The following is a 26753-nucleotide window of genomic DNA, read 5'->3' as shown; positions in this document are numbered from 1 at the left end:
GTTCCCTGTGGAGCTAGGAGAATATAGTTCATGGCACGTATTGCGGGTGTCAATATCCCGACCAACAAGCGCGTGGTTATCGCGCTGACCTACATCCACGGCATTGGTTCGACCAAAGCCAAGGAAATCACCAAGAAGCTCGGTATCGCCGATGCGACTCGCGTGCAGGACCTGACCGATCAGGAAGTGCTGCAGATCCGCGAAGCGATCGACGCCGGCTACACCGTCGAGGGCGATCTTCGTCGCGAAACCGCGATGAACATCAAGCGCCTGATGGACCTGGCCTGCTATCGCGGGCTGCGCCATCGCAAGGGCCTCCCCGTCCGCGGCCAGCGCACGCACACCAACGCGCGCACCCGCAAGGGCAAGGCTAAGCCGATCGCCGGCAAGAAGAAGTAAGCTCGAGCTGCTTCGGCAGATCGCTTCCTTGTAGATAAGGTCAGGAATTACCAAATGGCACGTGAACCGCAGCGCATTCGGCGCCGTGAACGCAAGAACATCACCGCTGGCGTCGCGCATGTGAACGCCAGCTTCAACAACACCATGATCACCATCACCGACGCGCAGGGCAACGCCATTTCGTGGTCGTCCGCCGGGATGATGGGGTTCAAGGGCTCGCGCAAGTCGACGCCGTACGCCGCGCAGGTCGCCGCGGAAGACGCCGGCAAGAAGGCCGCCGAGCATGGCGTCCGCACGCTCGAGATCGAGGTCAAGGGGCCCGGTTCGGGCCGCGAGAGCGCGCTGCGGGCGCTGCAGGCGGTCGGTTTCCAGATCACGTCGATCCGCGACGTGACCTCGATCCCGCACAACGGCGTTCGCCCGTCGAAGCGCCGCCGCGTCTGATTTCGTTTTCGTGCCGGCGGACGCGCCGGCGCGCTTTTCAATACCTGGCCCCGCCACCCCGACGCGGCCCAACAGAGGACCAGAGCCTTGTCCGTCAACGCAAAGAACTGGCAGGAACTGAAGAAGCCCAATTCGCTCGAGAAAAAGGGCGGTGAGGGCAAGTCGAAGGCGACCTTCGTCGCCGAGCCGTTGGAGCGGGGCTTTGGCCTGACGCTCGGCAACGCGCTGCGCCGCGTTTTGCTGTCGTCGCTCCAGGGCGCCGCGGTCACCTCGATCAAGATCGAGAACGTGCTCCACGAATTCTCGTCGCTCGCCGGCGTGCGTGAGGATGTCACCGACATCGTGCTCAACGTGAAGCAGATCGCGCTCAAGATGCAGGGCGAGGGGCCGAAGCGCCTCCAGCTCTCCGCGACCGGTCCGGCCGACGTCAAGGCGGGCGACATCGCGGTGTCGGGCGACATCGAGGTGATGAACCCCGATCTCCTCATCTGCCACCTCGACGAGGGCGCGACGCTCAACATGGAACTGACCGCCGATGTCGGGAAGGGCTATGTCGCGGCGGTCGCGAACCGTCCGGCCGACGCGCCGATCGGCCTGATCCCGGTCGACGCGCTGTACAGCCCGGTGCGCCAGGTGTCGTACAAGGTCGAGAACACCCGCGTCGGGCAGGAACTCGATTACGACAAGCTGACGCTGTCGATCGAGACCGACGGCACGGTAACCCCGGAAGACGCGCTCGCTTATGCCGCGCGCATCCTGCAGGACCAGCTGGCGTTGTTCGTCCACTTCGACGATTCGGCGATCACCCGCTCGGCCCCGATCGGCCTTGCCGCCGCCCCCGCCGACACTGGCGTCACGGGCGACACGCAGCAGATCAACCGTTACTTGCTCAAGAAGGTCGACGAGCTCGAACTGTCGGTGCGTTCGGCCAATTGCCTCAAGAACGACAACATCATCTATATCGGCGATCTGGTCGGCAAGACCGAAGCCGAGATGCTGCGCACCCCGAACTTCGGCCGCAAGTCCTTGAACGAGATCAAGGAAGTGCTGTCGAGCATGGGTCTCCGCTTGGGCATGGAAATCCCGGGCTGGCCGCCCGAGAACATCGAAGAGATGGCGAAGAAGTTGGAGCAGGAAATTATGGGGTGAAGCTCGCCCGCAGATAAGGAGGGGATTGCGCAGCAATCGCCGAGTTAGATGCGGAGACGAGCAAATCCGGCCGGCCTCGCAAAGCGAGGTCCGACGACGCGGCTTTGCCGCGGCGGGCCTGCAAGGAAGGAAGCTGGGTCCCCGCTTTCGCGGGGATGACGAATTGGAGGGTGGTCCGCGTCGCCACCTGGTCTGGGGTACCTGAAACGGCCCCTTAACGAACGAAAGGACTATATTATGCGCCATAAAGTAGGCGGTCGTAAGCTTCAGCGTACCTCGGCGCATCGCGCCGCGATGTTTCGCAATATGGCGGCCGCGCTGATCAAGCACGAGCAGATCACCACCACGGTCGCCAAGGCGAAGGAGCTTCGCCCGTACGTCGAAAAGCTGGTCACGCTGGCGAAGAAGGGCGGGCTGTCGAACCGTCGCCTCGCGCACGCGCGGTTGCTCGACGATACGCAGCTGGTGAAGCTGTTCGACGTGATCGGTGCGCGCTACGCCGACCGCAATGGCGGCTACACCCGCGTGATCAAGGCCGGCATCCGCCTGTCCGACGCCTCGCCGATGGCGGTGATCGAGTTCGTCGATCGCGACGTCAGCGCCAAGGGGCAGGATTCGGGGCCTGTCATGATGGACGAGGATTACGATCAGGCGGCGTAAGCCGATCGCTAGCCGATAAGAGAAAGGGCCGCGTCTCCGGGTGGAGGCGCGGCCCTTTCTTTCTGTGTGGCCCGCCGCGGCGAAGCCGCGTCGTCGGACGGCGCTCAGCGCCGCCGGCCGCGCTTCGCGGTCTCGGGGCTAGCTTGCGCTAGCCCCGTGCCGCTCAGCGGCACCGGTAATCGGTATTCGACTGATCGACCGACTTGCCGATCAGCGCGCCGAGCGCGCCGCCGATCAGCGTGCCGGCGACGCGGTTGCGGCCGCCGTCGATTACGTTGCCGATGATCGCGCCGCCCGCGCCGCCGACGATCAGCCCGGTCGTGCCGTCGTTGCGCTTGCAATAATAGCGCCCGTCCGACCCGCGATAGATCTGGTCGCTCGAGGTCAGCACGCGCTCCTGATAGCGCGGATCGTCGCGATAGTAGCGCGCGGCATCGTAGTCGGTCGCGTAACGGCGATCGTAATCGTCGTACCGCGGATCGTTGTAGCGCGGATCGTTGTAGCTCGATCGGCGCTGATCGCGGCGCTGCGCATCGCGATAATATTGGAGTTCCTGGTTGTAGATCCGCTGTTCGTTGTCGAAGCGGCGCTGCGCGGCGTCGAACCGGCGTTGTTCGGAATAGGTCTGGGCCGTGCTGGGCAGCGAGACCGCCGACAAAGCGACGGCGGCAGCCGACAAGGCGAGAGGTAGGGTACGCAACATGGTTCTTCTCCTTGCAATTACCCCGTCACAACGCAGTAAGGCCGAAACGGGTCCGTTTCGATTTGACGGTGCGTGGTTGAACCTGCGCTGACGCCTGATAGACATCCGGGCTCACCCCTCGCGGAGTTTCCCGAATGCGCCGAGTCCTGCCGCTGACCCTGATCGCCCTTGCCGTTCCCGCCTTTGCCCAGACGAGTGCTCCCATCCCCATGACCTATCCCGCAACCGAGGCCGGCACGACCGTCGACGAGCAATTCGGCGTGAAGGTCGCCGATCCGTATCGCTGGCTCGAGAACGACGTCCGCACCGATCCCAAGGTCGCAGCGTGGGTGGCGGCGGAGAACAAGATCACCGACGCCTATCTCGCGACGCTTCCCGGGCGCGATATCTTCAAGGCGCGGCTGACTCAGCTGATCGACTACGAACGCTTCGGCACGCCATTCAAAAAGGGCGGGCGCTATTTCTACACGCGCAATTCGGGGCTGCAGAACCAGGCGGTGCTGTATGTGCGGGACAGCGCGAACGGGGCGGGCCGCGTGCTGATCGACCCGAACGGCTGGTCGAAGGACGGTGCGACCGCGCTCGGCGAATGGGTGCCGAGCGAGGACGGCAAGCGGCTGGTCTATACGATCCAGGACGGCGGCACCGACTGGCGCACGGTCAAGGTGCTCGACGTCGACACCGGCAAGGTGCTCGACGACGACGTCGAGTGGGTCAAGTTCTCCGGGCTAGCCTGGGCGAAGGACGGGTCGGGCTTCTATTATTCGCGCTTCCCCGCACCGCCCGAGGGCAAGAAGTTCCAGTCGACCAACGAGAATCAGGCGGTCTATTTCCACAAGCTCGGCACGCCGCAGGTCTCCGACCCGCTGATCTACGCGACGCCCGAACAGCCCAAGCGCGGGCACGGCGTGCAAGTGACCGACGACGGCAAATGGCTGGTCGTCACGACGACCGAGGGCACCGACAACCGCTACGAAGTCACGGTGATCGACCTGACCGCGCCGAAGCCGACGCCGCGTACGATCTTCAAAGGACTGGAGAACCAGTGGAGCCTCGCGGGCAATGTCGGGAGCAAGTTCTACTGGGTAACCAACAAGGATGCGCCGCGCCTTCGCGTCGTGTCCACCGACCTCGCGCAACCGGGCGACGTCGCGCTGACCGAAGTGATCCCCGAGGATAAGGCCGTACTCGACGGCGCCGGAATCGTCGGCGGCAAGCTGATCGCGACCTATCTGGTCGACGTGAAGAGCGAAGTGCGGACCTACGGCCTCGACGGGAAGCTCGTCGGCAAGGTCGCGCTCCCCGGAATCGGCTCGGTCGGCGGGTTCGGCGGCGAGGCGGACGACCCCGAGACGTTCTACAGCTTCACCAGCTACAACACGCCCGCGACGATCTATCGCTACGATGTCGCGACCGGCAAATCGACCGTCTGGGCGCAGCCCAAGGTCGCGTTCGATCCCGCGAGCTACGTCGTCAGTCAGGTGTTCTATACGTCGAAGGACGGCACGCGCGTGCCGATGTTCATCGTCCGCAAGAAGGGGACGAGCGGCCCGGCGCCAACGTTGCTCTACGCGTACGGCGGGTTCAATATCTCGATGGAGCCGGCCTTCTCCGCGACGCGGATCGCGTGGCTCGAACAAGGCGGCGTCTACGCCGTCGCCAATATCCGCGGCGGCGGCGAGTACGGCAAGCCGTGGCACGACGGCGGGCGGCTCGCCAACAAGCAGAACGTGTTCGACGATTTCATTTCGGCGGGCGAGTATCTCAAGGCCAAGGGCTATACCGGCAAGGACCAGCTCGCGATCATGGGCGGGTCGAACGGCGGGCTGCTGATCGGCGCGGTGGTCAACCAGCGGCCCGATCTGTTTGCCGCTGCGCTGCCGCAGGTCGGGGTGATGGACATGCTCCGCTTCGACCGCTTCACCGCCGGGCGCTATTGGGTCGACGATTACGGCTATCCGTCGAAGGAAGCCGATTTCCGCGTGCTGTACAAATATTCGCCGTACCACAATATCCGCAGCGGGCAGGCCTACCCCGCTATCCTCGCCGCGACCGCCGACACCGACGACCGTGTCGTGCCGGGGCACACGTTCAAATACACCGCGATGTTGCAATCGATGGACCTGGGGCCGAAGCCGCGCCTCGTCCGCATCGAAACGCGCGCGGGCCACGGATCGGGCAAGCCGACGACGAAGATCATCGATGAGACAGCGATGGACTGGGCATTCATTGCCAAGTGGACCGGGATGACCGTCAAGCCCGTACAATAACGACATCCGATCCGGCGCTCCCACCTTGCGCCGGACCATCTTTCGAAGATAGGGTATGGTCATGAACGATCCGACCCCCGTCCGCGCGCGCCTCGACAAGAAGGCGCTGCTCGCCAAGTACATCGCCGAGCGCGACAAAAGGCTGCGCGACGACGGCAACGATCAATACATCGACATGAACGGCGCGTTCGCGGACTATGCGATCGACCCGCACATGCCCGTCGTGCCGCGCGATCCGGTGACCGATCACGTCACCTTCGCGTTCGTCGGCGGCGGGTTCGCGGGGCTGGTGACCGGCGCGCGGCTCGCCGAGGCGGGGATCACCGACTACCGCATTATCGAAAAGGGCGGGGATGTCGGCGGCACATGGTACTGGAACCGCTATCCCGGCGCGCAGTGCGACACCGCGTCGATGATCTACATGCCGCTGCTCGAGGAAACCGGGCACCGTCCGACCGAGAAATACGCGCACGGCCCCGAGATCCTCGAGCAATGCCGGCGGATCGCGCGGCAATACGGGCTCTACGACAAGGCGCTGTTCCACACCCAGATCGACACCATCGCGTGGGACGATGCGGCGAAGCTGTGGACGATCACGACCGACCGCGGCGACGCCTTCACCGCCAAATATGTCGGGATCGGCACGGGGCCGCTGCACATCGCCAAGCTGCCCGGCATTCCGGGGATCGAGCGGTTCAAGGGGCATTCGTTCCACACAAGCCGCTGGGACTATGCCTATACCGGCGGCGACGCGAACGGCGCGCCGATGGCCGCCCTAGCCGACAAGCGCGTCGCGATCATCGGCACAGGCGCGACGTCGGTCCAGGCTGTGCCGCACCTCGCCCGCGCGGCGAAGGAGTTGTACGTCGTCCAGCGCACGCCCTCGTCGGTCGATGTCCGCGCCAACGCGCCGATCGACCCCGACTGGTTCGCGGGCATCGCGACGCCGGGTTGGCAACGCCGCTGGCTGGAGAATTTCACCGCGAACCAGACGCCCGGCATGATGGTCGAGGAGGATCTGGTCGAGGACGGCTGGACCGACATTTCGCGGCGGATCAAGGCGCGGATCGTGACGCTGCCGCCGAACGAGCGAAGCTTCGACAATATCCTGCGCGTGTGGGAGGATTCCGATTTCGAAAAGATGGAGGAAATCCGCGCGCGAGTGGATACCATCGTCGCCGACCCCGCCACTGCGCAGAATCTGAAGGCGTGGTACCGGCAACTCTGCAAGCGCCCGTGTTTCCACGACGCTTACCTTCAGGCGTTTAACGAGCCGGGGACGCACCTGATCGACACCGAAGGAAAGGGGGTGGAGTCGATCGACGAAACCGGCTTCACCGTCGCGGGCAAGCATTATGCCGTCGATTGTATCATCTACGCCTCGGGCTTTCGCGTGGGCGCGAACCTGTCGGCGCTGGTCGGGTTCGACGTGGTCGGGCGCGGCGGGGTGAAGCTGTCCGAGGCGTGGGGCGAGGGAATGCGGTCTAAGCATGGCATCCATGTCCACGGCTTTCCCAATTTGTTCGTCGTGACGCCGACGCAGGGCGCGAACCTGATCTCCAACGTGCCGCACAATTTGACCGAATCCGGGCGCACGATCGCGACGGTGGTGGAGGAGGCGGAGAAGCGCGGCGCGCGCGAGGTCGAGGTGACCGAAGAAGCGCAGGACGCGTGGTGCGACCTGCTGCTGTCGGGCCCGGGCCGATCTTTACGCACCGCGCCCGATTGCACGCCGGGCTATTACAACAACGAAGGGCGCGATCCCGGGCCGGCCGCGGCGCTGGCGGTCGGTTACCCGCTCGGCGCGCACGCTTATTTCAAATACATCGACGATTGGCGCCAATCGGGCGCGTTCGAGGGGCTGGAGTTCCGATGATCCTGGCGTTGGCGCTGGCCGCGGCGGCGAGCGATCGCAACATGGTCATGGAACGCTGCGCCGAAGCCGTCGTCGCGGCACGCCATCCCGGCGGCATGGTCGATGTGACCGGCGTCGGTTTCGAATGGCTGTCGATTTCCGGCAAGGGCGACACGCAAGTCGTTATCGGCTCGATCGTCGAGCCGGAGGGCGGGGCGCGTGTCGCGCGGCGCTTCGTGTGTCGCATGCGTGCGATGCGCTCCCCGCGCATTACCTTCGTCAAAACGATCCGACTCTGAATCTTCGCGGATATGGCGCCCGCGCCGAAATCCCGCTTCCCGGCGCCGTCGGTCCTCGCTAACGTGGCGGAAAGGCGGGCTTTTGTGCTTGCTGATCCGTGGGGGAATCATGCGTTATATTCTTTCGGCCGCAGGCGCGGCTTCGTTAGCGCTGGCCAGCGCTCCGGCTGCTGCCGCGCCGAGCGATTTCACGATGTGCGACGGCTATCCCGCCCCGACTAAAAAGGTCGACGGGATGAGCAAGGGCACGTGGCTGTGGGGGTTGGCCTCGCGCTCCGAAGACATCCGGCGCAACCAGAAGACGTTCGGTGCGACTGCGATCACGGCATGCGACGCGGCGCTCGCCGATCCGCTGCTGTTGCCGCAATATTGGTTGCGACACGCGCATTTGCTCCAGGCGAAGGCGACGCACCAGGTCGATGCTGGTGACGCCGACGGGGCGCTGAAGTCGCTCGCGGCGTCCGACGCGCTGGCACCGGCGGGCGATGTTTTCTTCGAGCGGTCGGTGATCCTGGGCAACCGTGCACTTCGCGCGATGGCCTATTTCAAGCAGGGCAAGAAGGATGCTGCGCTCGCCGAGCTCGACGCGGTCGACAAGGAGCGGCCCTATGCCGGCATCCTGCGTGACCTGACGCTTGAAATTCGCCTGGCCAATGAGGACGATCACGAACGGCAGCGGCGACTGATCCGCGAAAATGCCCGCCTCGCACCGGGCGACCTGAACCGCCTGTTCTGGCTGGCGATGTTCTATTCGGATTTCCGGACAGCGGCGGATATCGGGCAGGAAGTGAGCTTCGACCTGCCGCGCGGCCGCGGCGATTGGCAGATCGTGGGCTTTGCGGACCGCAAATATGACGCGATCGAAAAGCGCGCGGCGGTCGCCGGTGCGCGCGCCTATGCGCTGGCGGCGACCGGCGCCGACGAGGCATCGCGCGCGGCGATCGCGGAAGCGGAAGCCGATCTGGTCGAGGTGATGGCGCCGCTTCCGCCGCTCGCCGCCGGGGAGAAATACAAGAAGAGCCAGATCGCGGACCACGACAGCCGGATGCACGCCGGGCAGTCGGCGCAGGCCAAGCTCGATCGCTGGAAGGCGATGATCGCGTTGCGCGGCCGGATCGGCACGCTGACGATGACGACGCTGCGCCCGGCGGTCGATCTCAGGCAGATGGAGTCCGCGATCGCGCTTCCGGACCTGCTGGCGCATGTCAGGATCGACACACCGGCCGATGCGCAGACGCGCGATGCGGTAGTCAAGATGGTGGGCGCACAGATCGATGCGTCGATGGCCAAGGAAAACAAGCTGACCGTCGCCGAGCTGGTCGATCTGTTGCCGCGGCCGGAAACGCAGCCGATGGTGCCGGCGTTCCAGGGGACCGGCGACGGCTATTTCCTCAGCGATATGAACGGCTTCTACACCAAGCGCGAGCCCGGGTCCGACTATCTCAACATTCGCTACGGTGGTTATGTCGCCAACCGCGCGACGATTGAGGAACTGGTGCTGCTCGCGGCGGCCCAGCAGACGCGAAAGGCCGGGAAGGACGCGTTCCTGATCGACTCGCGGCTGTTCGTCGAACGCACGCTGACGACCTACGGCATGTACGGAATCAACTACGGGACGAGCAACAACGGCTACGAAGCGCGGGTTCGCATCCTGCCGGTCACCGAGCGCGCGCTGCCGTCGGGGTTCGAGCATAGCCGCTGGCGGCTGATCCGGGTCGCCGACGTCGAGGCATCGCTGGGCGGGATCTATCGCCGGGAGACGGCTAAGCACTAACCGGCTTTGACAGGCTGGAGCGCGGTTCCTATCCGGCGCCATGACCCAGACACCCGCAGCGTTCGGCGATTCGATCCTGATCGTCGATTTCGGCAGCCAGGTGACTCAGCTGATCGCGCGCCGCGTGCGCGAAGCGGGGGTCTATTCGGAGATCGCGCCGTTCAACGCGGCGGCGGAAGCGTTCGAGCGGATGAAGCCCAAGGGCGTGATCCTGTCGGGCAGTCCGGCGAGCGTGCTCGACGACGACAGCCCGCGCGTGCCGCAGGCGATCTTCGACAGCGGGCTGCCGATCCTCGGCATCTGCTACGGCCAGCAAGTGATGATGCACCAGCTCGGCGGCACCGTGGTGCTGGGCGATGCCGGCGAGTTCGGCCGCGCCTTCGTCGAGATTCAGGACGGGTGCGTCCTGTTCAACGGACTGTGGTCCGAAGGCGAAAGCCATCAGGTGTGGATGAGCCACGGCGACAAGGTGGTCGAGCTCGCCCCCGGTTTTCGCCCGGTCGCGACTAGCCCGGGATCGCCGTTCGCGGTCGTGGCGGACGATGCGCGCCGTTACTACGCCACGCAATTCCACATGGAGGTCGTCCACACCCCCGACGGCGCCCGGCTGATCGCCAATTTCGCGCGGCACGTCTGCGGGCTGACCGGCGACTGGAGCATGGCCGAGTTCCGCGCGGCCAAGATCGCCGAGATCCGCGCGCAAGTGGGCGACAAGCGCGTGATCTGTGGCCTCTCTGGCGGCGTCGACTCGGCGGTCGCGGCGGTGCTGATCCACGAGGCGATCGGGCACCAGCTGACCTGCGTGTTCGTCGATCACGGGCTGATGCGCAGCGGAGAGGCCGACCAGGTCGTCTCGCTGTTCCGCAATCACTATAATATCCCGCTGGTCCATGTGAACGCGGAGACGCTGTTCCTCAACGGCCTCTCCGGCGTCACCGACCCCGAGGCCAAGCGCAAATTCATCGGCAAGACCTTCATCGAAGTGTTCGAGAGCGAGGCGAAGAAGATCGGCGGCGCGGAATTTCTCGCGCAGGGGACGCTCTACCCCGACGTGATCGAGAGCGTGTCGTTCACCGGCGGGCCGTCGGTGACGATCAAGAGCCACCACAATGTCGGCGGCCTGCCCGAGCGGATGAACATGAAGCTCGTCGAGCCTTTGCGCGAACTGTTCAAGGACGAGGTGCGCGCGCTCGGTCGCGAGCTCGGCTTGCCCGATATCTTCGTCGGGCGGCATCCGTTTCCTGGGCCCGGCCTCGCGATCCGCATCCCGGGGGAAGTGACCAAGGAACGCTGCGATATCCTGCGCAAAGCGGACGCAATCTACCTCGAGGAAATCCGCAACGCGGGGCTCTACGACGCGATCTGGCAAGCGTTCGCGGTGCTGCTCCCGGTGCGCTCGGTCGGCGTGATGGGCGACGGTCGGACGTACGACAACGTGCTGGCGTTGCGCGCGGTGACGTCGGTCGATGGCATGACCGCCGACGCCTACCATTTCTCCGGAGAATTCCTGTCGCGCTGTGCGACGCGGATCATCAACGAGGTCAAGGGGATCAACCGGGTGACGTACGATTACACGTCGAAGCCTCCGGGGACGATTGAGTGGGAATGACGACCTAAACGTCGATGGCGAGATATCCTAAGTAATACCGCCCCGCATTCGCGCCATAAACCCCCGGCCCGGCGATGTTGAAGGCGCGGTTGTCGAATACGTTGCTGACCTGGAAGCGGAACGTCGCGCTCTTATTGGCGAGCTTGAACGCATAACGGCCGCCCAGATTGACGTTCGCGCGCGGCGGGAGCGACACGAGGTTATCGGTCGTCGCGGGTACCGCCGGGCGCTCGAATACTTGCGCGTCGAGCGACAGCCCGTCGATCAGCTTGGTGCGCCAGTTGACGTTCAGGTTGAGCAGATGCCCGGGCAGGCCGACCGGGCGCGGGCCGATATTGCCGAGCGCGAGCGGGTCGCGCCTAACCTGCGCATCGAGGAAGAACCCGCCGGCCACGACATTGAGCCGCTTGGTGACGTTGCCGGAGATCGAGAATTCGGCGCCCTTGACGCGCGTCGTGCCGATCTGCCGATAGACGTTGGTCGCGTCGAACCCGAAATACGGTTTGCGGAGGTCGAACACCCCGGCGATCAGCTTGATGTTCCCGGTCACGGTCCAGCGGAACCCCGCGTCCTTCTGCTGGGTCAGCACGGCGTTGAGCGGCTGGTTGCGGTTGGCGGCGTTGGGGGGAGCGACCCCGCTTTCCTCGAGTCCGCGGGCATAGCCGGCGTAGAGGCTGACCGACTTCGAGAGATAGGTGGCGGCGGTGCCGTTGTAGAGCCACGGTGTCGAGTGCGAGACGATCGGCGCGAGGCCCGGAAAGGTTGTGGTCTTGCGGTAGTCGGCGCGCGACACACCAAAGCTGATCTCGCCCACGTCCTTCCACCGCCCGTCATAGGCGAGCCCGACCGTCGTCTGGCCGACGCGGTCGCGCGACAGCGGGCCGAACACGAAATTCGGCTTGGGCGCAGTCACCGCCACGCCGATCCGCGTGGGGCCGAGATCGACCTCGTCCGACCCGTCATATTCGCGCCGCGCATCTCGCTCGCGCACGCTCAAATGGAAGACGTGGAGCCGCGGCCCATCGACGATGCTATGCGTCAGCCGCAGCTCGCCGCTCAGCGACACGTTCTTGTTGCGCGGGTCGGCGATGACCAGCCGGTCCGCCACGCTCCCGTCGGGCTGCACGCCGAGCAACAGGTTGGTGTAGCCCGTCTTGGTGTCGAACACCGATCGGAACGCACCGACGCGGACCAGCCAGTCGTTCGATGGCGCGTAGGAAGCGAGCACCCCGCTGTTGGTGCCGGTGTAGCGGAAATCGGCCCATTGCGGCCCGTCGAACTGGTGGCGCGGGGGGAGCGGCGGCAGGAACTTGCCCGCGGGGACGTAGAACGGCCCGGCCTCGTCGTTGTAATCGTTGTTGAGCGTCCAGAACGGCAGGATCTCGACCCCCGGCGCGGGCCGCCAGCGCAGGATCAGCCCCTGGCCGTGGTTGAAATTGTCGGTGCCATCGGAAAAGGCGACCCGGTTCGCGGTCAGGCCATACCCCAGCGACAGCTGCTTGTTGATCGGAAGCGATCCGTCGACCTCGATCCCGTACGACCCGAAACTGTCGCCGTTGATCAGGATCGACGCGCCGGCTTTGTCGGCGGGACGAACCAGGATCTGGTCGACGATCCCGCTCGGCGCGGTGAACGGATAGCCCTGCGCCGACAGCCCGACCTTGATGCTGGTCGAATCGTTGATGATGCTCGGCAGGCCGAAAGCGGGGTCGAAATAGAGTCCCTCGATGCGGACGTTGCCCGCGGCGCTGGGGGAAAAGCCGCGCGCGTTGCCGGCGCTGTAGATGCCGATCGATTCGCGCCCGGTGGAAAAGCCGAACGCGTCCTCGGCCTGCGTCACGGCATTGTCTTCGGTCCGGTCCTGCGCCGCCGCGGGGAGGCTGGCGCCCGCCATCAGCAACGCGAGCGATACGCAACCGAACCGTGCCATATTCCCCTCCCGATAGCGTTATAACGCCTTATCACACTATATCAGTATCCGGGCCGCTGAATAGCGGATGAACATCGTTAAATTGCTGTAGTAACGGGCAGCGTACACCGAGGAGCGATACATTCCGTGCTGACATTCCATGGCATTCCCAATTGCGACACGGTCAAAAAGGCGCGGGCGTGGCTCGATGCGCGCGGGGCGGCGTACGCGTTCCACGATTACAAGAAGGCCGGCGTCGAGGAGGCATCGCTGCGGCGGTGGATCGCGGCGCTTGGGTGGGAAACGGTGCTCAACCGTGCAGGCACGACGTTCCGCAAATTGCCCGACGCCGACCGCGCCGACCTCGACGCCGACAAGGCGGTGGCGCTGATGCTGGCGCAGCCGTCGATGATCAAGCGCCCGATCCTCGAAGGCGACGGCGTCCTGCTCGCCGGGTTCAAGCCCGAAGCGTGGGATGCCGCGCTCGGCTAACCTTGCCTTCGGGGCCTACCGAGCGCAGTCTTCCCGCCATCAACGATGAGGGGGGAGGGTGCAATGACCATCGGAGTAAAACCACCGGCATGGTTCTGGATCGTCGCGATCCTGCTCGTCGCGTGGAACGCGATCGGGGTCTATTTCTGCGTCGGCCAGATCCAGCACGGCGCGATGTCGGCGATGTGGGAGCAGACGCCGTACCACCGCGCGCTATATGCGACGCTGCCGGCCTGGTATAACTGGTGTTACGCGGTCGCGACGTTCGGCGGGTTGCTCGGCGCGCTGGCGCTGTTGCTCAAGGAAAAGCGCGCACGCGTGCTGTTCTGGATTTCGCTGATCGCGGTGATCGTGCAGTTCGGCTACACCTTCTCGATCACCGACATCATCGCGCATGAGGGCGCCGCGAAGGTGGTGCCGTTCCCGGTGTTTATCGCGCTGGTCGCAGCGTTCTCGATCTGGTTCGCCGGCATGGCGACGCGCAAGGGCTGGATCGGCGCGCGTTAGTTCGAAGCGCTCACGCGCGTAGGCGGTGCCGGCCCGCTCCCCCTCCCGGCCGCCCATTTCAGGATACTCTGTGGGCGGCCGGGAGGGGGAGCGGGCCGGCACCCCAGCGATCGGGCGGAGGCCCGATCGCCACTAATGTCCTTTAACCCTCCCACTGGAACACTTCGTCCAATGGTTTCCCGAACACCTGCGCGATACGGAACGCGGCCTCGAGCGTGGGGGAGTATTTCCCCGCTTCGATCGCCGCGATCGTCTGTCGCGTCATGCCGATCCGGTCGCCGAGGTCAGCCTGGGTCATCTCGTTCGCCATGAACCGCATCAGCCGGACCTGATTGACGACCTTGCCGGGCGGCGGCTTAGCCATGCCGCGCCCGCCGGTAGAACACGATCTGTGCGCCGTAATGCACGATCTCCGCGATCACGATCGCGCCCATGATGCCATAGGTCATGCCAACCGCCGTCAGCCCCAGATGCAGGCAGGCGGCCACGATCACCACCCCGCTCAATAGCACTGGATAAGCGATCGCCGACGATCCTTGCGCGATCGCCCGGTCGCGTTCGTCGATCCCGGCGCTGGCATCCTTGGGCGCGGTCGCCGCGGTGACGATGCTGGCGACGACGATCAGGATGACCTGGATCACCACCGCGCCGAAGAATCCGGCGAGATAGCTGTGCCCCGGCTGGTGGCCGTTGGCGACCGCAGACAGCAGCAACGCGAAGAAGGTACCCCACACGATCGCGGTCGTGACGACCGAAATCCACGCAATCTTTTCCCTGAATGACATAGCTGACCTCATGTTCGGCGCTGTAGACTCAATGTTATATATATCTAACATCAAGTCAACAAAAATGGCTAGGGCCTTCGCGGGTGCTGGCGAGGCCGAGGCGAAGCGGGTAGGAGCGCCGCCATGTCCACGACCTTCACGATCGATACCTCGACCAGCCGCGCCAACCCGACGCCGGCGCCGATGAAGCGGCTGACCGTGCCCGCGATCCAGCGGCGCAAGATCGAAGGACGGACCGACGAGCCGCTGGTCATGCTGACCGCCTACACGGTGCGGATGGCGCAGCTGCTCGACCCGCATTGCGACATATTGCTGGTCGGCGATTCGCTGGGACAGGTGGTGTACGGGCTGCCGTCGACGCTGCCGGTGACGCTCGACATGATGGTCGCGCACGGCGCGGCGGTGGTGCGCGGCAGTTATCATGCGGTGGTCGTCGTCGACATGCCGTTCGGCAGCTACGAGGGCTCGTCCGAACAGGCGTTCGCCAGTGCCAGCCGCGTGCTCGCCGAAACCGGTTGCGCCGCGATCAAGATGGAGGGCGGCGCGGCGATGGCGCCGACGATCAAGTTCCTGACCGAGCGCGGCATCCCCGTGATGGCGCATGTCGGACTGACCCCGCAGGCGATCAACGCGCTGGGCGGTTACGGTGCGCGCGGGCGGGGCCAGGAAGAGGAAGCGAAAATCGCGGCCGACGCCAAGGCGGTGGCCGATGCGGGCGCGTTCTCGGTGGTGGTCGAGGGCGTGGTCGAACCGCTCGCGCGCAAGATCACCGAGACCAGCGACATTCCCGTGATCGGCATCGGCGCGTCGGCGGCATGCGACGGTCAGGTACTGGTGGCGGAGGACATGCTCGGGCTGTTCGAGCGCACCCCGCGATTCGTGAAGCGCTTCGACGACATGGCGAGCCGGATCAGCGACGCGGCAAAGCGCTATGCCGAAGAGGTCCGCGCGCGGACCTTCCCGGGCGAGGAACAGGTGTATCTGCCGAAGCCCTAACCCTCGTTGCGTTTGCAGCGGGCATCGCTAAGGTCCCGCCGACCCAATTCCCACCACAATCGGAGCCTACCCCCTTGGCCGTGACGCCGAAAACCGATGAAGCTTTCCTGCGCGAGGTCGACGAGGAGCTGCGCCGCGACCAGATCGTCGACGTATGGACGAAGCACGGCCGGCTGATCGTCGGCGCGATCCTGGGCGGGTTGCTGATCTTCGCGGCTGTCCTCGGCTGGCGCTATTGGAGCCACAGCAAGGCGGAAGGACAGGCGGTCAAGCTGCAGACCGCTTTCGATTCGCTCGCCGCGAACAAGCCCGCCGACGCCAAGACGGCCCTCGACGAGCTCGGCGCGTCGGGTGCGCCGGGGTATAGCGCGGTCGCGCGGATGACCGAGGCCAACCAGCTGTTCAACGCCGGCAAGGCGAAGGAAGCCGCCGCGCAGTTCGGATCGGTCGCGGGCGATACGTCGGTCGGCAAGCCGATTCGTGACTATGCATTGATCCGCCAGACCAATATCGAGTTCGATACCCTCGCGCCACAGGTGATCATCGACCGGCTGAAGCCGCTCGCGGTCAAGGAATCGGCGTGGCTCGGCAGCGCGGGCGAGATGGTCGCGATGGCGTACCTCCGGCTCAACAAGCCGAACGAGGCGCGGAGCGTTTTCAAGACGATCGCCGAAACCGACGGCGTTCCCGAATCGATCCGTCAACGCGCGGTTCAGGGTGTGGATGCTGTGGATGTCGGCGGTGCCGACCAGAAGGGCAAGTAAATGACGAGCAAGTGGCGGATGCCGATCGCGGTGATGGCGTTGACCGCGCTCGCGGGCTGCGGCGTGTTCAAGGGCGGCGGCAAGAAGACCCCGACGGTCGGCGAACGCATCCCGATCCTGATGTCCGAAAGCGACGCCAAGCTCGACCCGGCGATCGCCGGGCTGCAAGTGCTGTTGCCCGAACCGGTCGTCAACGCCGAATGGGCGCAATCGGGCGGCAACGCCTTCAAGTCGATGGGCCATCTCGCGCTCGGCAGCAGCGTGTCGCGCGCCTGGAGCGCGACGATCGCCGCGGGCTCCAACCGTACCAGGCTGGCCAGCCCGCCGGTAATCGCCGGCGGCAAACTTTATGTCGTCGATATCGATGCGATGCTCCACGCCTTCGACGCGGCGAGCGGCGCGCAACTGTGGTCGGTGCCGATCGCCAAGGGCGACGGGAACAAGAACGCGCGCTTCGGCGGCGGCGCCAGCGTCGACAATGGCCGTGTTTATGCGACCGACGGGCTGGGCGATGTGGTGGCGTTCGACGCTGGCACCGGCGCCGAGGTATGGCGCGCGAAGCCGGGCGGGCCGCTGCGCGGCTCCCCATCGGTCGACGGCGACCAGCTGTACGTGTTGAGCCAGGACAACCAGTTGTTCGCGCTGTCGACCGCCGACGGCAAGCAGGCGTGGAGTTCGTCGGGCAGTCTGGAAACGCAGGGCGTGTTCGGCGTCGCTGCGCCCGCGGTCGCGCGCGGGACGATCGTCGCCGGCTTCTCGAGCGGCGAGCTCAATGCCTATCGTTACGAAAACGGCCGGACCTTGTGGGGCGATGCCTTGTCGCGCACGAGCATCACGACCAGCGTGTCGAGCCTGTCGGACATCGACGCCGACCCGATAATCGACGGCAACCAGGTCTATGCGTTGGGTCAGGGCGGACGCATGATCGCCGCTGATCTGTCGAGCGGACAGCGCATCTGGGAACAGAATTTCGCTGGCATTTCGACCCCGTGGCTCGCGGGCGAGTGGATCTTCGTCGTGACCGACGAGAGCAAGCTCTATTGCCTGCAGCGCTCGACCGGCAAGGTGCGCTGGATCAGCCAGTTGCGCGCGTTCAAGGTGCAAAAGAAGAAGTCCAAGAAGGGCCCGCTGACCTGGTACGGCCCGGTCCTCGCCGGCAATCGTCTCGTCCTGACCAACTCGATGGGTGAGGTGCTGTTCGTCTCGCCTGCCGATGGCTCGATCGGGCAAGTGATCGACAACAAGGAGGGCTTCGGGCTCGGTCCGGTCGTCGCAAACAACACGCTGTACACGCTTGACCTGCGTGGTCGGATCACGGCGTATCGCTGATTTAGGGCGGGGTGACGCGGGGCGTCGCCCCGGCTAGAGCGTCACCCCATGCCCTTACCCACCGTCGCCATCATCGGCCGGCCCAATGTCGGCAAGTCGACATTGTTCAACCGCCTGGTCGGCAAGAAGCTCGCGCTGGTCGATGACCAGCCCGGCGTCACGCGCGACCGGCGCGAGGGCGAGGCGAGCCTGATCGGGCTCGATTTTCGCGTGATAGACACGGCGGGATACGAAGACCTCGACGCCGCGACACTGCCCGGGCGCATGCGCCAGCAGACCGAGGCCGCGGTGGCGCTGGCCGACGTTGCGCTATTCCTGATCGACGCGCGCGCGGGGATCGTCCCGCTCGACGAGGAGATCGCGCGCTGGTTGCGCGGCTCGGCGACGCCGGTGATCCTGGTCGCGAACAAGGCCGAGGGGCGTGCGGGCGAGGCCGGGGTGATCGAGGCACTGGCGCTGGGGTTCGGCGATCCGGTGCAATTGTCGGCGGAGCATGGCGAGGGAATGGCCGACCTGTTCGAAGCGCTGCTGCCGCGGCTGCCCGAACCGGAGGAAGATATCGAGGACGACGACGAACGCCCCGACGCGCCGCTCAAGCTGGCGATCGTCGGACGGCCCAATGCGGGCAAGTCGACGCTGATCAACCGGATGCTCGGCGAGGATCGGCTGATCACCGGGCCCGAGGCCGGGATCACGCGCGATTCGATCGCGGTCGACTGGGTGTGGAACGACCCCAGGACCGGCCCGCGCCAGGTCCGGCTGATCGACACCGCGGGGATGCGCAAGCGCGCCAAGGTGCAGGACAAGCTGGAGAAATTGTCGGTCGCCGATGCACTCCACGCGATTGATTTCGCCGAGGTCGTCGTGCTGCTGCTCGACGCGACGCTGGGGCTGGAGGCGCAGGACCTGCGCATCGCCGACCGCGTGCTCGAGGAAGGCCGCGCGCTCGTCATCGCGCTCAACAAATGGGACGTCGCGGAAAATGCCTCGTCGCTGTTCAACGGCGTCAAGAAAGCGCTCGAGGACGGGCTGAGCCAGGTCAAGGGCGTCACCGTGATGACGGTGTCGGCGGCGACGGGGAAGGGGATCGACCAGTTGCTCGGCGCCGCGTTCGAAACGCGTGAGGCATGGTCGAAACGCGTCGGCACGGGCGAGCTCAACCGCTGGTTCGAACGCGCGATCGAGGCCAATCCGCCCCCCGCGCCGGGCGGTAAGCGCGTCAAGATGCGCTACGTGACCCAGGTCAAGACGCGCCCCCCCAGCTTCGTCATATTCGGGACTCGCGTCGACCAGTTGCCGGCGAGTTACGAACGTTATCTGGTCAATTCGATGCGCCGCGATCTCGGGTTCGGCGCGGTCCCGGTGCGGCTGACCTTCCGTGCCCCCAAGAACCCGTTCGATCGCGACAAGAAGTAGCGCAGACGGAAAGATAAGCGCGACAATTACTTAGATCGTCGTTTCGGACCCTTCATCAACGCATCGTTTACTTGCGCGCGTTACACACCCGTCATGGGCAGCGCGGTGCACGGCGCCGGCGGAGGATTGGGGTGACGATGGGCGGCGACCAACTGGTGGATTGGACCGCGTTCCAGGCGGCGCGCAGCGAGCTTGGCGCCGGGTTCGTGCGCATCCTGGGGTATTTCCGCGAGGACGGGGTCAAATCGGTCGCTGCGATCGAGGAAGCGATGCGCAACGGCAATGCCGCGGCGCTGGTGCTGCCCTCGCACACGCTGAAAGGCGAATCGCGCCAGTTCGGTGCCGAGCCGCTGTCGGTGCTGGCCGAGTCGATCGAGCATATCGCGCGCCAGTGCGTCGAGACGCGCGACGCGCCCGATCAGGCGCTTGAGCATGTCGTCAAGTTGCGCCCGTGCTTCGAAGCGACGCTGACGATGCTGGAGCGCGAAGCCAACCCGCTGGTCGAGCGCCGTCCGCAATTCGGCCGCCGCGCGGGTTGAGCCTTGCCGTCACCCCAGCGTAAGCTGGGGTCTCGTGAGACAGTGCCATATGGCTTGCGATCCCAGCTTACGCTGGGATGACGGACTTGGTTATTCCCCCTCTTCCGCCTTTGCGTTGAGCTGAATGTAATTCTCCAGCCCCATCCGCTCGATCATCTCGAACTGGCGTTCGAGCGTGTCGACATGTTCTTCCTCGCTGTCGAGGATTTTGCGGAATAGGTCGCGGCTGACGTAATCGCGGACCTTCTCGCTATGCTCGATCGCATCGCGGAGCAGGGGCAGCGCTTCCATCTCGAGCGCGAGGTCGGCCTTGAGCACTTCCTCGACCGTCTCGCCGATGCGCAACCGCCCGAGCAGCTGAAAATTGGGAAGGCCATCGAGGAACAGGATCCGCTCCGACAGCCAGTCGGCGTGCTTCATCTCGTCGATCGATTCGTGCCGTTCGAACTCGGCGAGCTTCTTGACGCCCCAATGGTCGAGCAAGCGGTAGTGCAGCCAATATTGGTTGATCGCGGTCAACTCGTTCTTGAGCGCCGAGTTGAGGAATTCGATGACCTTGGGATCGCCCTTCATGGCTAGCCGCCCCTTTGAAAGTGAGCGCGCACCATAGCGCCGATCGCCCTTGCGAAACAGCGAAATAATGGCGGATTTCTGCGGATTTTAGCGGCTGCGAACGCTACGCAGCAGCGCGCTCCTCATCGATAATGGCTCGCGCGAACGGCACGCATTGGCCGCACTTGGGCTGCATCCCCATCGCGCGATATGCTTGGCACGCGGTCATCGACCCCGAGCGCGCGGCATCGCGCACTTCGCGTTCGCGGATCGCATTGCAGACGCACACCATCATGAGAACGACTATCCCTATCGCGGATTACGATCGAGTTAGCGTTAGTGAGAGTGATTCGCAAGACTATTGCGAGGCGTTTGCAACTCGGTGGCGGCGGATGAATGGCTGGAGGTGTCCGCGCGCCGCGCTGCGCCACAGCCATTCGAACGGGCCATAGGCGAATCGGTCGAGCCACGGTTTCGACCAGGCCAGCATCAGCAGCCATATCGCGACGACGACAAACAGGCACTGCCAGCGCTGGAGGTAGCCATACCAGCCGAGCCCGTAGCCGTTGAAAATCAGCGTGCAGACGATCGAGGTGCCGAGATAGTTCGAAAACGCCATCCGTCCGGCCGCGGCGAGCCGGTCGGCGAACCACGCTGCGCGGCCGGATTGCACGAACAGGATGACGAGCGCGGCGTAACCGAGGCTGAGTAGCGGGCGCAGCACGCTCAGCTGGATCGCTTCGGTCGCGGTCATCGTCAGCTGCGACCAGTGTGTGGTGCTCAGCCAATTGGCCAGCGGGATATAGGCGATCCACAGCAATGGAATCGCGCCGGCCGCCAGCCAATAGGCATGTCGCGACCATGCGCCGGAGAAAAAGCCCCAACGGAACAGCGCCATGCCGATCAGCATCAGCGCGAGCGTGTCGACGAAGGCGATGCGGTTGATCACCGTCTGGAAGAAGATCGCGGCCTGGGTCCGCGCCGCGAGCGCGTCCGCGTAACTGCCGCGATACGCCGCCACGTCTTTCGCCGCGGCATCGGGCGCGATCGCCGATATTTCCTGATAATTGCGCCATTGCGCCACCAGTGCCGGATCGCCGTTCGGTTGTGCCGCCGCGACCCGCGCGGTCTCGAAATGTTGATACGCGACCAGCCCGTCGGCCAATTTGTAAGCGAGCAGCGCCATCCCGATCAGCAGCAGAATGCGCGGCCGCACGCGCCAGCCGACGAACGCGACCATGCCCGTCAGCGCGTACAGCACGAGGATATCGCCCGCCCAGATCAGATAGGCGTGGACCATTCCGAACACGAACAGCGTCGCCATCCGCGCATAATGGACGCGCGCCGGGCTCTGCCCGCTATCGAACGCGCGGCCCGCAACGAGGATGGTCGACGCGCCGAACATCATCGTGAACAGCCCGCGCAGCTTGCCGTCGCCGATCACGTATGCCACCGCCCACGTCCACCAGTTGGCGCCGGTCGCGCCGCCGTAGAAGCTGGGGTCGACCTCGGCATAGTCGGGCATCGCCAGCCCGTTGATGTTGAGCAACAGGATGCCCATCACCGCGAACCCGCGCACCGCGTCCAAGGTGCGCAGGCGCGGTACATCGACGATCACTTGCGGGCGAACCAGGCGATCGGGATCCCGACCAGCACGATATGGCTGAAGAACTGCTCGGCCAGCCCGAGCGGCTTGAACGGATGAAAACCGAAGCGCAGCGGCAGGACGACCAAGTTCATCACCGCCCACAGCCCGATCCCATAGGCGATCCCGGCCAGCACCCAGCGCGACTTGAGCACCGGCATGCGATCCGCGACGACGATGTAGAACGCCGCCATGACCGCCATGATCACGAAATGGATCAGCAGCCCGGCCAGCGCGATGTGAAGGCCGCCCGTCGCGGCGTCGTCACCCAGGACCGCGCTCGCCAGCCCCTTGAGCATATTGAGCGGCTGATGCCCCGCGATCAGCGTGTAGACCACCGCCGACAGGATATCGAGCGTCCCCGCGACCACCGTCGCACCCACGATCCTGCGCGAAACCGATTGCCCCATGCCCCTCTCCCCCGTCAGCCGCGCAATTCCTTGCGGATTACCAGCTTCAATCCCGACCAGATATCGTCGACCGCGCATACTTTCACATCGACCAGCCCGATCGGCAAGCAGACGTCGCGGATCGCTTCCTCGGTGATGTCCGTAGGCACTTTCGATGCCTTTTTAGGCCACGACACCCAGATTTGCCCGGCGGGCTGGATAAGGTTACGAAGCATCGCCAATTGGCGCTCAAGGTCGGCGCATCCGGTGACGAAGATGTGGGCGGCGTCGAGTCCCACGGTGGACGAATCTTGTTCGACCAAGCCGATCGCGGTGGGATCGATCTCGCCGCGCACGCTGGCGGGCATACCGGCGAACCACGCGCGCATCCCGGGTTTTAGCCCGAGCTTTTTCGCCAGCGGCGTGCCCGAATAGCCTGCGGTCATGACGACGGACGCTGCCACAACCGCCACGACCGCGCTAGGCGATCGTGTCGCCCATCAGTTTCGGGAAAAACCCTTCGTGCGCGGCGCGTAGATCGGCGAGCGGGATCGCCCAGTCGCCTTCGTCGAGTTCGAAGATCAACCGGTCCCTGATCGTCCGGCCGATCGGGTCCGCCGGGACGTCGGCTTGCGCCGCATCGGCGAGGAACTCGGCGAGATGGTCGTCGGGGACGGTGACCAGATACAACCCCTGATCCTCGCCGAAGAACGAGCCCGCGACGCCGAACGGTTGCGCTTCGTTGATGATCGCGCCGATCCCCGACGCCAGCGCCATTTCGGCGAGTGTCACCGCCAGCCCGCCGTCCGAAACGTCGTGGCACGCGCTGATTGCGCCCTTGGCGATGCAGGCACGAACGAACTCACCCGTGCGGCGCTCGGCGCGCAGGTCGACCGGGGGCGGGGGGCCGTCCTCGCGGCCGTGGACCTCGCGCAACCAGACCGACTGGCCGAGATGCCCGCCGCGCTCGCCGACCGCGATGATCGCGTCGCCGGTATTCTTGAACGCGATGGTGGCCGACTTGGTGTAATCGTCGAGCAATCCGACGCCGCCAATCGCGGGGGTTGGAAGGATCGCCGATCCGCCCCCGGTCGCCTTGCTTTCGTTGTAGAGCGACACGTTGCCTGACACGATAGGGAAGTCGAGCGCGACGCACGCTTCGCTCATCCCCTCAAGGCAGCCGACGATCTGGCCCATGATCTCGGGGCGTTGCGGGTTGGCGAAATTGAGGCAGTTGGTCACCGCGAGCGGCGTCGCGCCGACCGCGGAAAGATTGCGCCAGGCTTCCGCGATCGCCTGCTTGCCGCCCTCGAACGGATCGGCGAAGCAATAGCGCGGGGTGCAGTCGGTGGTGACCGCCAGACCCTTCTGCGTGTCGTGCACGCGGACCACCGCGGCGTCGCCGCCGGGGCGCTGGACCGTGTCGGCGCCGACTTGGCTGTCGTATTGCTCCCAGATCCAGCGGCGGCTGGCAATATCGGGCGAACCCATCAACGTCAGCAGGTCGGCAGCAAGGTCGATGCTCTCGGGATCGTCAGCGAGTTCCGCCGGCTTGGGCGTGGGGACATGCGGCCGGTCGTAGAGCGGCGCTTCGTCGGCCAGCGGCGCGAGCGGAATGTCCGCGACGACATCGCCGTGCCATTTCAATATCATGCGCCCGGTATCTGTCACCGTGCCGATGACAGCGAAATCGAGCTCCCATTTGCGGAAGATCGCTTCGGCGAACGCCTCGCGCCCGGGCTTGAGCACCATGAGCATTCGCTCCTGGCTCTCCGACAGCATCATTTCATACGGCGTCATGCCGGTTTCGCGCTGCGGCACGTCGTCCATGATCAGTTCGATCCCGACCCCGCCCTTCGACGCCATCTCGACCGACGAGGAGGTCAGGCCCGCGGCGCCCATGTCCTGGATTGCGACGATCGCGTCGCTGGCCATCAGTTCGAGGCATGCCTCGATCAGCAGTTTCTCGGTGAAGGGGTCGCCGACCTGGACGGTGGGGCGCTTTTCCTCACTGTCCTCGCCGAAATCCGCGCTCGCCATCGTCGCGCCGTGGATGCCGTCGCGACCGGTCTTGGAGCCGACATAGACGATCGGATTGCCGACGCCCGACGCCGCCGAATAGAAGATCTTGTCGGTCTGCGCGACGCCGACGGTCATCGCATTGACCAGGATATTACCGTCATACGCGGGGTGGAAATTGACCTCGCCGCCGACCGTCGGGACGCCGACGCAATTGCCGTAGCCGCCGATGCCGTGGACCACGCCTGCGATCAGGTGGCGCATCTTGGGATGATCGGGCGATCCGAAGCGCAGCGCATTGAGGTTCGCGACCGGCCGCGCGCCCATCGTGAACACATCGCGCAGGATGCCCCCGACCCCGGTCGCCGCGCCCTGATACGGCTCGATGTACGAGGGGTGGTTGTGCGACTCCATCTTGAAGATCGCCGCCTGGCCGTCGCCGATATCGATCACGCCCGCGTTCTCACCGGGTCCACAAATCACCCACGGCGCGGTCGTTGGCAGCTTTTTCAAGTGGATACGGCTGGATTTGTAGGAGCAATGTTCGGACCACATCACCGAAAAGATGCCGAGCTCGGTCAGGTTCGGCTCGCGTCCCATCGCATGGAGCACGCGGTCGTATTCGTCGGGGGACAGGCCGTGCTCGGCGATGATCTGGGGGGTGATGGCGCTCATGCCGGGGCGCATAGCGGTGCGGGCGGCAAACGTCACGCGCCGTTCAGGCAAGTCGTGCGTTATAGCAGGGATGGAAGGCTATCTTGGCCATGAGGAGCGCTGGAAGGGCGCGATTGGCGCGCTGCTGGTGCAGGGCGCACTGTTGTGGGTGCTGATCGCCGGTCTGGCGGTGAGCAACTCCCCCGTGTTGCGCGACAAGATCGCGCTGTTTTCGATGGCGAAAGACCAACCGCCGCCTCCGCCGCCTCCGCCGCCGCAGCCCAAGAGGAGCAGCTCGAAAGAGGGTGCGGCATCGCCCGCCAACCTGCGCTCGACCGCGACCGAGCTCGTCGCCCCCAAGCCAGTGATCCCGCCGCCGCCGCAGTCCATGGCCGCGGCGCCGGTCGCCAATACCGGCGTGCAATCGACCCAGGGCGCGGCGCCGGTCCCGGGGCCAGGGTTCGGCGCCGGCGGCACGGGCAACGGCTTCGGTAGTGGCGGGGAGGGCGACGGCGACGGCGACGGCGATGGCGCCGACACGCCGCCGCGCCAGACCGGCGGACGGATCAAGTCGGGCGATCTGCCCGACGAGCTGGACTATCTGGCGGAATCGGGGCGCGAGTTCGTCGTCGGTGTGATCTTCGCGGTCGAAACCGACGGCCGGGTCGATGACTGCCGGATCACGCGCTCGAGCGGCAATCCCGCGCTCGACCGGCTGACCTGCGAACTGATGGAGCGGAAATTCCGGTTTCGCCCGTCGCTCGACGAGAACAAGCAGCCGGTGCGGTCGCGCGTCACGCAGGATCAGTTCTGGAATTTCGAGGACGCGCGCCGGCACTGACGCGGCCTCTGCGGGGAACTCCGCCCGCGTAACGAACGTTGTGCAGCGGTTCCCCAACAGGAGAATTTGCATGCGTACCACCACTCTGCTGGCCTGCGCCTCGGCGCTGGGCCTGATCGTTGCGTCCGCGCCGGCTTCGGCCGAGGGCAAGATGGACCGCGCGCGCGCCGCTGTCGCCGAAGCGCGCGGCAAGGTCGAAGCCGCGGCCCGCGCCGGCACGGGCGGCGTGGCACCCCGCACGCTGACGCAGGCGCAGGACGCGCTCCGGATCGCCGAGGATGACCTCAAGGCCAGCCGCAAGGACAAGGCGATCGTGGATGCCCAGGACGCGTCGCGGCTCGCCGACCTGGCGCTCAACGAAACGCAGCGCGCGCGCGCCGATCGCGAGCGTGCCGACCGGGCCGCAGCCGACGCGCAGGCCGCCGACGCCGCGCGCGCCGCCGCCGATGCCGATGCGCGCGCTCGCGCTGCCGAGGCCGACGCCGCCGCCGCGCGCAATGCGCCGCCCCCGGCTCCGGTGATCATCGCCGCGCCGCCGGCCCCGCCGCCTCCGCCGCCCGCGCCGACCACGGCGGTGGTCACGACATCGACGACCACCGCGGCGCCGGTTGCCAAGACCGTCGTCGTAAAAAAACGCGTGCCCGTTCGTCGCGCGGTGAAACGCCGCGTCGTCCGCAAGGCACCGGCCCCCGCCGCCAAGACCACGACGACGGTGAAGGTCAAGACCGGCTGACGTCGCTGACGCCGGAGCGGC

28 protein-coding genes are annotated in these 26753 nt (G+C 65.6%); 18 read left to right on the top strand and 10 right to left on the bottom strand.

The genetic code is table 11. The features are described 5' to 3' along the window. Positions 1–30 precede the first annotated feature (30 nt). The 4 genes from rpsM (at position 31) to rplQ (ending at position 2652) form a co-directional block, all read left to right on the top strand. Entirely contained in the window at positions 31–399 is a 369-nt protein-coding gene (gene rpsM, locus E7773_RS13210) for a 30S ribosomal protein S13 (RefSeq protein WP_293992069.1), read from the top strand. 54 nt (positions 400–453) lie between these two features. Then, positions 454–843: a 30S ribosomal protein S11 gene (gene rpsK / locus E7773_RS13205; protein WP_293992067.1), complete on the top strand. Its 390-nt coding sequence runs from the start codon at positions 454–456 to the stop codon at positions 841–843. An 87-nt stretch (positions 844–930) separates the two neighbouring features. Next, on the top strand, positions 931–1992 hold the full coding sequence (locus E7773_RS13200; protein WP_293992065.1) for a DNA-directed RNA polymerase subunit alpha: 1062 nt from the start codon (positions 931–933) through the stop codon (positions 1990–1992). A gap of 237 nt (positions 1993–2229) precedes the next feature. Continuing rightward, the gene (gene rplQ, locus E7773_RS13195) at positions 2230–2652 is read left to right on the top strand and encodes a 50S ribosomal protein L17 (protein ID WP_293992063.1); all 423 of its coding nucleotides are present in this window, start codon (positions 2230–2232) and stop codon (positions 2650–2652) included. Between the two features lie 163 nt (positions 2653–2815). Here the strand turns inward: rplQ and E7773_RS13190 are convergent, their stop codons facing one another. Beyond that, positions 2816–3355 carry a glycine zipper 2TM domain-containing protein gene (locus tag E7773_RS13190; protein ID WP_293992061.1) on the bottom strand — a complete coding sequence of 180 codons (540 nt, stop codon included), beginning with the start codon at positions 3353–3355 and terminating at the stop codon, positions 2816–2818. Between the two features lie 134 nt (positions 3356–3489). Here E7773_RS13190 and E7773_RS13185 point away from each other — a divergent pair, with 134 nt between their 5' ends. The 5 genes from E7773_RS13185 (at position 3490) to guaA (ending at position 11162) form a co-directional block, all read left to right on the top strand. After that, on the top strand, positions 3490–5625 hold the full coding sequence (locus E7773_RS13185) for a prolyl oligopeptidase family serine peptidase (RefSeq protein ID WP_293992059.1): 2136 nt from the start codon (positions 3490–3492) through the stop codon (positions 5623–5625). 61 nt (positions 5626–5686) lie between these two features. Further along, positions 5687–7501, top strand: coding sequence for an NAD(P)/FAD-dependent oxidoreductase (locus E7773_RS13180; protein ID WP_293992057.1), 1815 nt, complete (start codon positions 5687–5689; stop codon positions 7499–7501). Between the two features lie 8 nt (positions 7502–7509). After that, positions 7510–7779: a hypothetical protein gene (locus tag E7773_RS13175; RefSeq protein ID WP_293992055.1), complete on the top strand. Its 270-nt coding sequence runs from the start codon at positions 7510–7512 to the stop codon at positions 7777–7779. Between the two features lie 109 nt (positions 7780–7888). Then, a complete protein-coding gene (locus tag E7773_RS13170; RefSeq protein ID WP_293992053.1) occupies positions 7889–9553 on the top strand; it encodes a hypothetical protein in 1665 nt (554 codons plus the stop codon). Positions 9554–9593: 40 nt separating this feature from the next. Continuing rightward, on the top strand, positions 9594–11162 hold the full coding sequence (gene guaA / locus E7773_RS13165; RefSeq protein WP_293992051.1) for a glutamine-hydrolyzing GMP synthase: 1569 nt from the start codon (positions 9594–9596) through the stop codon (positions 11160–11162). 4 nt (positions 11163–11166) lie between these two features. Here guaA and E7773_RS13160 read toward each other — a convergent pair whose 3' ends face one another. Beyond that, complete coding sequence (locus tag E7773_RS13160; RefSeq protein WP_293992049.1) at positions 11167–13092, bottom strand: TonB-dependent receptor; 1926 nt, start codon at positions 13090–13092, stop codon at positions 11167–11169. A 129-nt stretch (positions 13093–13221) separates the two neighbouring features. Here E7773_RS13160 and E7773_RS13155 point away from each other — a divergent pair, with 129 nt between their 5' ends. Next, entirely contained in the window at positions 13222–13563 is a 342-nt protein-coding gene (locus E7773_RS13155) for an arsenate reductase (RefSeq protein WP_293992319.1), read from the top strand. A 63-nt stretch (positions 13564–13626) separates the two neighbouring features. Beyond that, positions 13627–14070 carry a hypothetical protein gene (locus E7773_RS13150; protein WP_293992047.1) on the top strand — a complete coding sequence of 148 codons (444 nt, stop codon included), beginning with the start codon at positions 13627–13629 and terminating at the stop codon, positions 14068–14070. Between the two features lie 142 nt (positions 14071–14212). On the opposite strand, the gene E7773_RS13145 is transcribed toward E7773_RS13150, so the two are convergent. Together E7773_RS13145 and E7773_RS13140 are read right to left on the bottom strand one after the other, a co-directional pair. Continuing rightward, complete coding sequence (locus E7773_RS13145; RefSeq protein ID WP_293992045.1) at positions 14213–14434, bottom strand: helix-turn-helix transcriptional regulator; 222 nt, start codon at positions 14432–14434, stop codon at positions 14213–14215. After that, positions 14427–14855: a hypothetical protein gene (locus E7773_RS13140; RefSeq protein ID WP_293992043.1), complete on the bottom strand. Its 429-nt coding sequence runs from the start codon at positions 14853–14855 to the stop codon at positions 14427–14429. Before E7773_RS13140 ends, E7773_RS13145 begins: the two co-directional genes overlap by 8 nt. A 123-nt stretch (positions 14856–14978) precedes the next feature. Here E7773_RS13140 and panB point away from each other — a divergent pair, with 123 nt between their 5' ends. From panB to E7773_RS13115, 5 genes are all read left to right on the top strand, one after another. Further along, positions 14979–15851, top strand: a complete 873-nt coding sequence (gene panB, locus E7773_RS13135) for a 3-methyl-2-oxobutanoate hydroxymethyltransferase (RefSeq protein WP_293992041.1) — start codon at positions 14979–14981, stop codon at positions 15849–15851. A gap of 80 nt (positions 15852–15931) precedes the next feature. After that, a complete protein-coding gene (locus E7773_RS13130) occupies positions 15932–16615 on the top strand; it encodes a tetratricopeptide repeat protein (RefSeq protein ID WP_293992039.1) in 684 nt (227 codons plus the stop codon). After that, entirely contained in the window at positions 16616–17944 is a 1329-nt protein-coding gene (locus E7773_RS13125; protein WP_293992037.1) for a PQQ-like beta-propeller repeat protein, read from the top strand. Positions 17945–17992: 48 nt separating this feature from the next. After that, positions 17993–19360 (top strand): ribosome biogenesis GTPase Der, encoded by a 1368-nt coding sequence (gene der / locus E7773_RS13120; RefSeq protein WP_293992035.1) that lies wholly within the window; start codon positions 17993–17995, stop codon positions 19358–19360. A gap of 137 nt (positions 19361–19497) precedes the next feature. Continuing rightward, positions 19498–19899 carry an Hpt domain-containing protein gene (locus E7773_RS13115; RefSeq protein WP_293992033.1) on the top strand — a complete coding sequence of 134 codons (402 nt, stop codon included), beginning with the start codon at positions 19498–19500 and terminating at the stop codon, positions 19897–19899. Between the two features lie 90 nt (positions 19900–19989). Here the strand turns inward: E7773_RS13115 and bfr are convergent, their stop codons facing one another. The 6 genes from bfr to purL all read right to left on the bottom strand — a co-directional run bounded on the left by bfr (position 19990) and on the right by purL (position 25179). Next, positions 19990–20472 carry a bacterioferritin gene (bfr, locus tag E7773_RS13110; RefSeq protein WP_293992030.1) on the bottom strand — a complete coding sequence of 161 codons (483 nt, stop codon included), beginning with the start codon at positions 20470–20472 and terminating at the stop codon, positions 19990–19992. A 103-nt stretch (positions 20473–20575) separates the two neighbouring features. Beyond that, positions 20576–20746 (bottom strand): (2Fe-2S)-binding protein, encoded by a 171-nt coding sequence (locus E7773_RS13105; RefSeq protein WP_293992027.1) that lies wholly within the window; start codon positions 20744–20746, stop codon positions 20576–20578. Between the two features lie 63 nt (positions 20747–20809). After that, positions 20810–22069: a DUF418 domain-containing protein gene (locus E7773_RS13100; protein ID WP_293992025.1), complete on the bottom strand. Its 1260-nt coding sequence runs from the start codon at positions 22067–22069 to the stop codon at positions 20810–20812. Next, the gene (locus tag E7773_RS13095; RefSeq protein WP_293992022.1) at positions 22066–22506 is read right to left on the bottom strand and encodes a hypothetical protein; all 441 of its coding nucleotides are present in this window, start codon (positions 22504–22506) and stop codon (positions 22066–22068) included. The genes E7773_RS13100 and E7773_RS13095 overlap by 4 nt, the downstream gene beginning before the upstream one ends. 14 nt (positions 22507–22520) lie before the next feature. Then, entirely contained in the window at positions 22521–22949 is a 429-nt protein-coding gene (locus E7773_RS13090; RefSeq protein ID WP_363130423.1) for a hypothetical protein, read from the bottom strand. Between the two features lie 16 nt (positions 22950–22965). After that, positions 22966–25179, bottom strand: coding sequence for a phosphoribosylformylglycinamidine synthase subunit PurL (purL, locus tag E7773_RS13085; RefSeq protein WP_293992019.1), 2214 nt, complete (start codon positions 25177–25179; stop codon positions 22966–22968). Between the two features lie 70 nt (positions 25180–25249). Here purL and E7773_RS13080 point away from each other — a divergent pair, with 70 nt between their 5' ends. Both E7773_RS13080 and E7773_RS13075 read left to right on the top strand, forming a co-directional pair. Further along, positions 25250–25999, top strand: a complete 750-nt coding sequence (locus tag E7773_RS13080) for a TonB family protein (RefSeq protein WP_293992017.1) — start codon at positions 25250–25252, stop codon at positions 25997–25999. A 70-nt stretch (positions 26000–26069) separates the two neighbouring features. Next, positions 26070–26732: a hypothetical protein gene (locus E7773_RS13075; protein ID WP_293992015.1), complete on the top strand. Its 663-nt coding sequence runs from the start codon at positions 26070–26072 to the stop codon at positions 26730–26732. The last annotated feature ends 21 nt before the right edge of the window (positions 26733–26753 follow it).

The sequence above is a fragment of the Sphingomonas sp. genome (assembly GCF_004799495.1).
Lineage (GTDB): Bacteria > Pseudomonadota > Alphaproteobacteria > Sphingomonadales > Sphingomonadaceae > Sphingomonas.
This window is presented reverse-complemented; position numbering and strand designations above follow the sequence as displayed.

Coding starts and splice junctions, on each gene's coding strand:
- E7773_RS13115 (WP_293992033.1), top strand. CDS start 19,498: ATGGGCGGCGACCAACTGGTGGATTGGACCGCGTTCCAGGCGGCGCGC.
- der (WP_293992035.1), top strand. CDS start 17,993: ATGCCCTTACCCACCGTCGCCATCATCGGCCGGCCCAATGTCGGCAAG.
- E7773_RS13095 (WP_293992022.1), bottom strand. CDS start 22,506: ATGGGGCAATCGGTTTCGCGCAGGATCGTGGGTGCGACGGTGGTCGCG.
- E7773_RS13170 (WP_293992053.1), top strand. CDS start 7,889: ATGCGTTATATTCTTTCGGCCGCAGGCGCGGCTTCGTTAGCGCTGGCC.
- rpsM (WP_293992069.1), top strand. CDS start 31: ATGGCACGTATTGCGGGTGTCAATATCCCGACCAACAAGCGCGTGGTT.
- E7773_RS13190 (WP_293992061.1), bottom strand. CDS start 3,355: ATGTTGCGTACCCTACCTCTCGCCTTGTCGGCTGCCGCCGTCGCTTTG.
- rpsK (WP_293992067.1), top strand. CDS start 454: ATGGCACGTGAACCGCAGCGCATTCGGCGCCGTGAACGCAAGAACATC.
- E7773_RS13180 (WP_293992057.1), top strand. CDS start 5,687: ATGAACGATCCGACCCCCGTCCGCGCGCGCCTCGACAAGAAGGCGCTG.
- bfr (WP_293992030.1), bottom strand. CDS start 20,472: ATGAAGGGCGATCCCAAGGTCATCGAATTCCTCAACTCGGCGCTCAAG.
- purL (WP_293992019.1), bottom strand. CDS start 25,179: ATGAGCGCCATCACCCCCCAGATCATCGCCGAGCACGGCCTGTCCCCC.
- rplQ (WP_293992063.1), top strand. CDS start 2,230: ATGCGCCATAAAGTAGGCGGTCGTAAGCTTCAGCGTACCTCGGCGCAT.
- E7773_RS13150 (WP_293992047.1), top strand. CDS start 13,627: ATGACCATCGGAGTAAAACCACCGGCATGGTTCTGGATCGTCGCGATC.
- E7773_RS13145 (WP_293992045.1), bottom strand. CDS start 14,434: ATGGCTAAGCCGCCGCCCGGCAAGGTCGTCAATCAGGTCCGGCTGATG.
- E7773_RS13125 (WP_293992037.1), top strand. CDS start 16,616: ATGACGAGCAAGTGGCGGATGCCGATCGCGGTGATGGCGTTGACCGCG.
- E7773_RS13075 (WP_293992015.1), top strand. CDS start 26,070: ATGCGTACCACCACTCTGCTGGCCTGCGCCTCGGCGCTGGGCCTGATC.
- E7773_RS13105 (WP_293992027.1), bottom strand. CDS start 20,746: ATGATGGTGTGCGTCTGCAATGCGATCCGCGAACGCGAAGTGCGCGAT.
- E7773_RS13185 (WP_293992059.1), top strand. CDS start 3,490: ATGCGCCGAGTCCTGCCGCTGACCCTGATCGCCCTTGCCGTTCCCGCC.
- E7773_RS13080 (WP_293992017.1), top strand. CDS start 25,250: ATGGAAGGCTATCTTGGCCATGAGGAGCGCTGGAAGGGCGCGATTGGC.
- E7773_RS13140 (WP_293992043.1), bottom strand. CDS start 14,855: ATGTCATTCAGGGAAAAGATTGCGTGGATTTCGGTCGTCACGACCGCG.
- E7773_RS13160 (WP_293992049.1), bottom strand. CDS start 13,092: ATGGCACGGTTCGGTTGCGTATCGCTCGCGTTGCTGATGGCGGGCGCC.
- panB (WP_293992041.1), top strand. CDS start 14,979: ATGTCCACGACCTTCACGATCGATACCTCGACCAGCCGCGCCAACCCG.
- guaA (WP_293992051.1), top strand. CDS start 9,594: ATGACCCAGACACCCGCAGCGTTCGGCGATTCGATCCTGATCGTCGAT.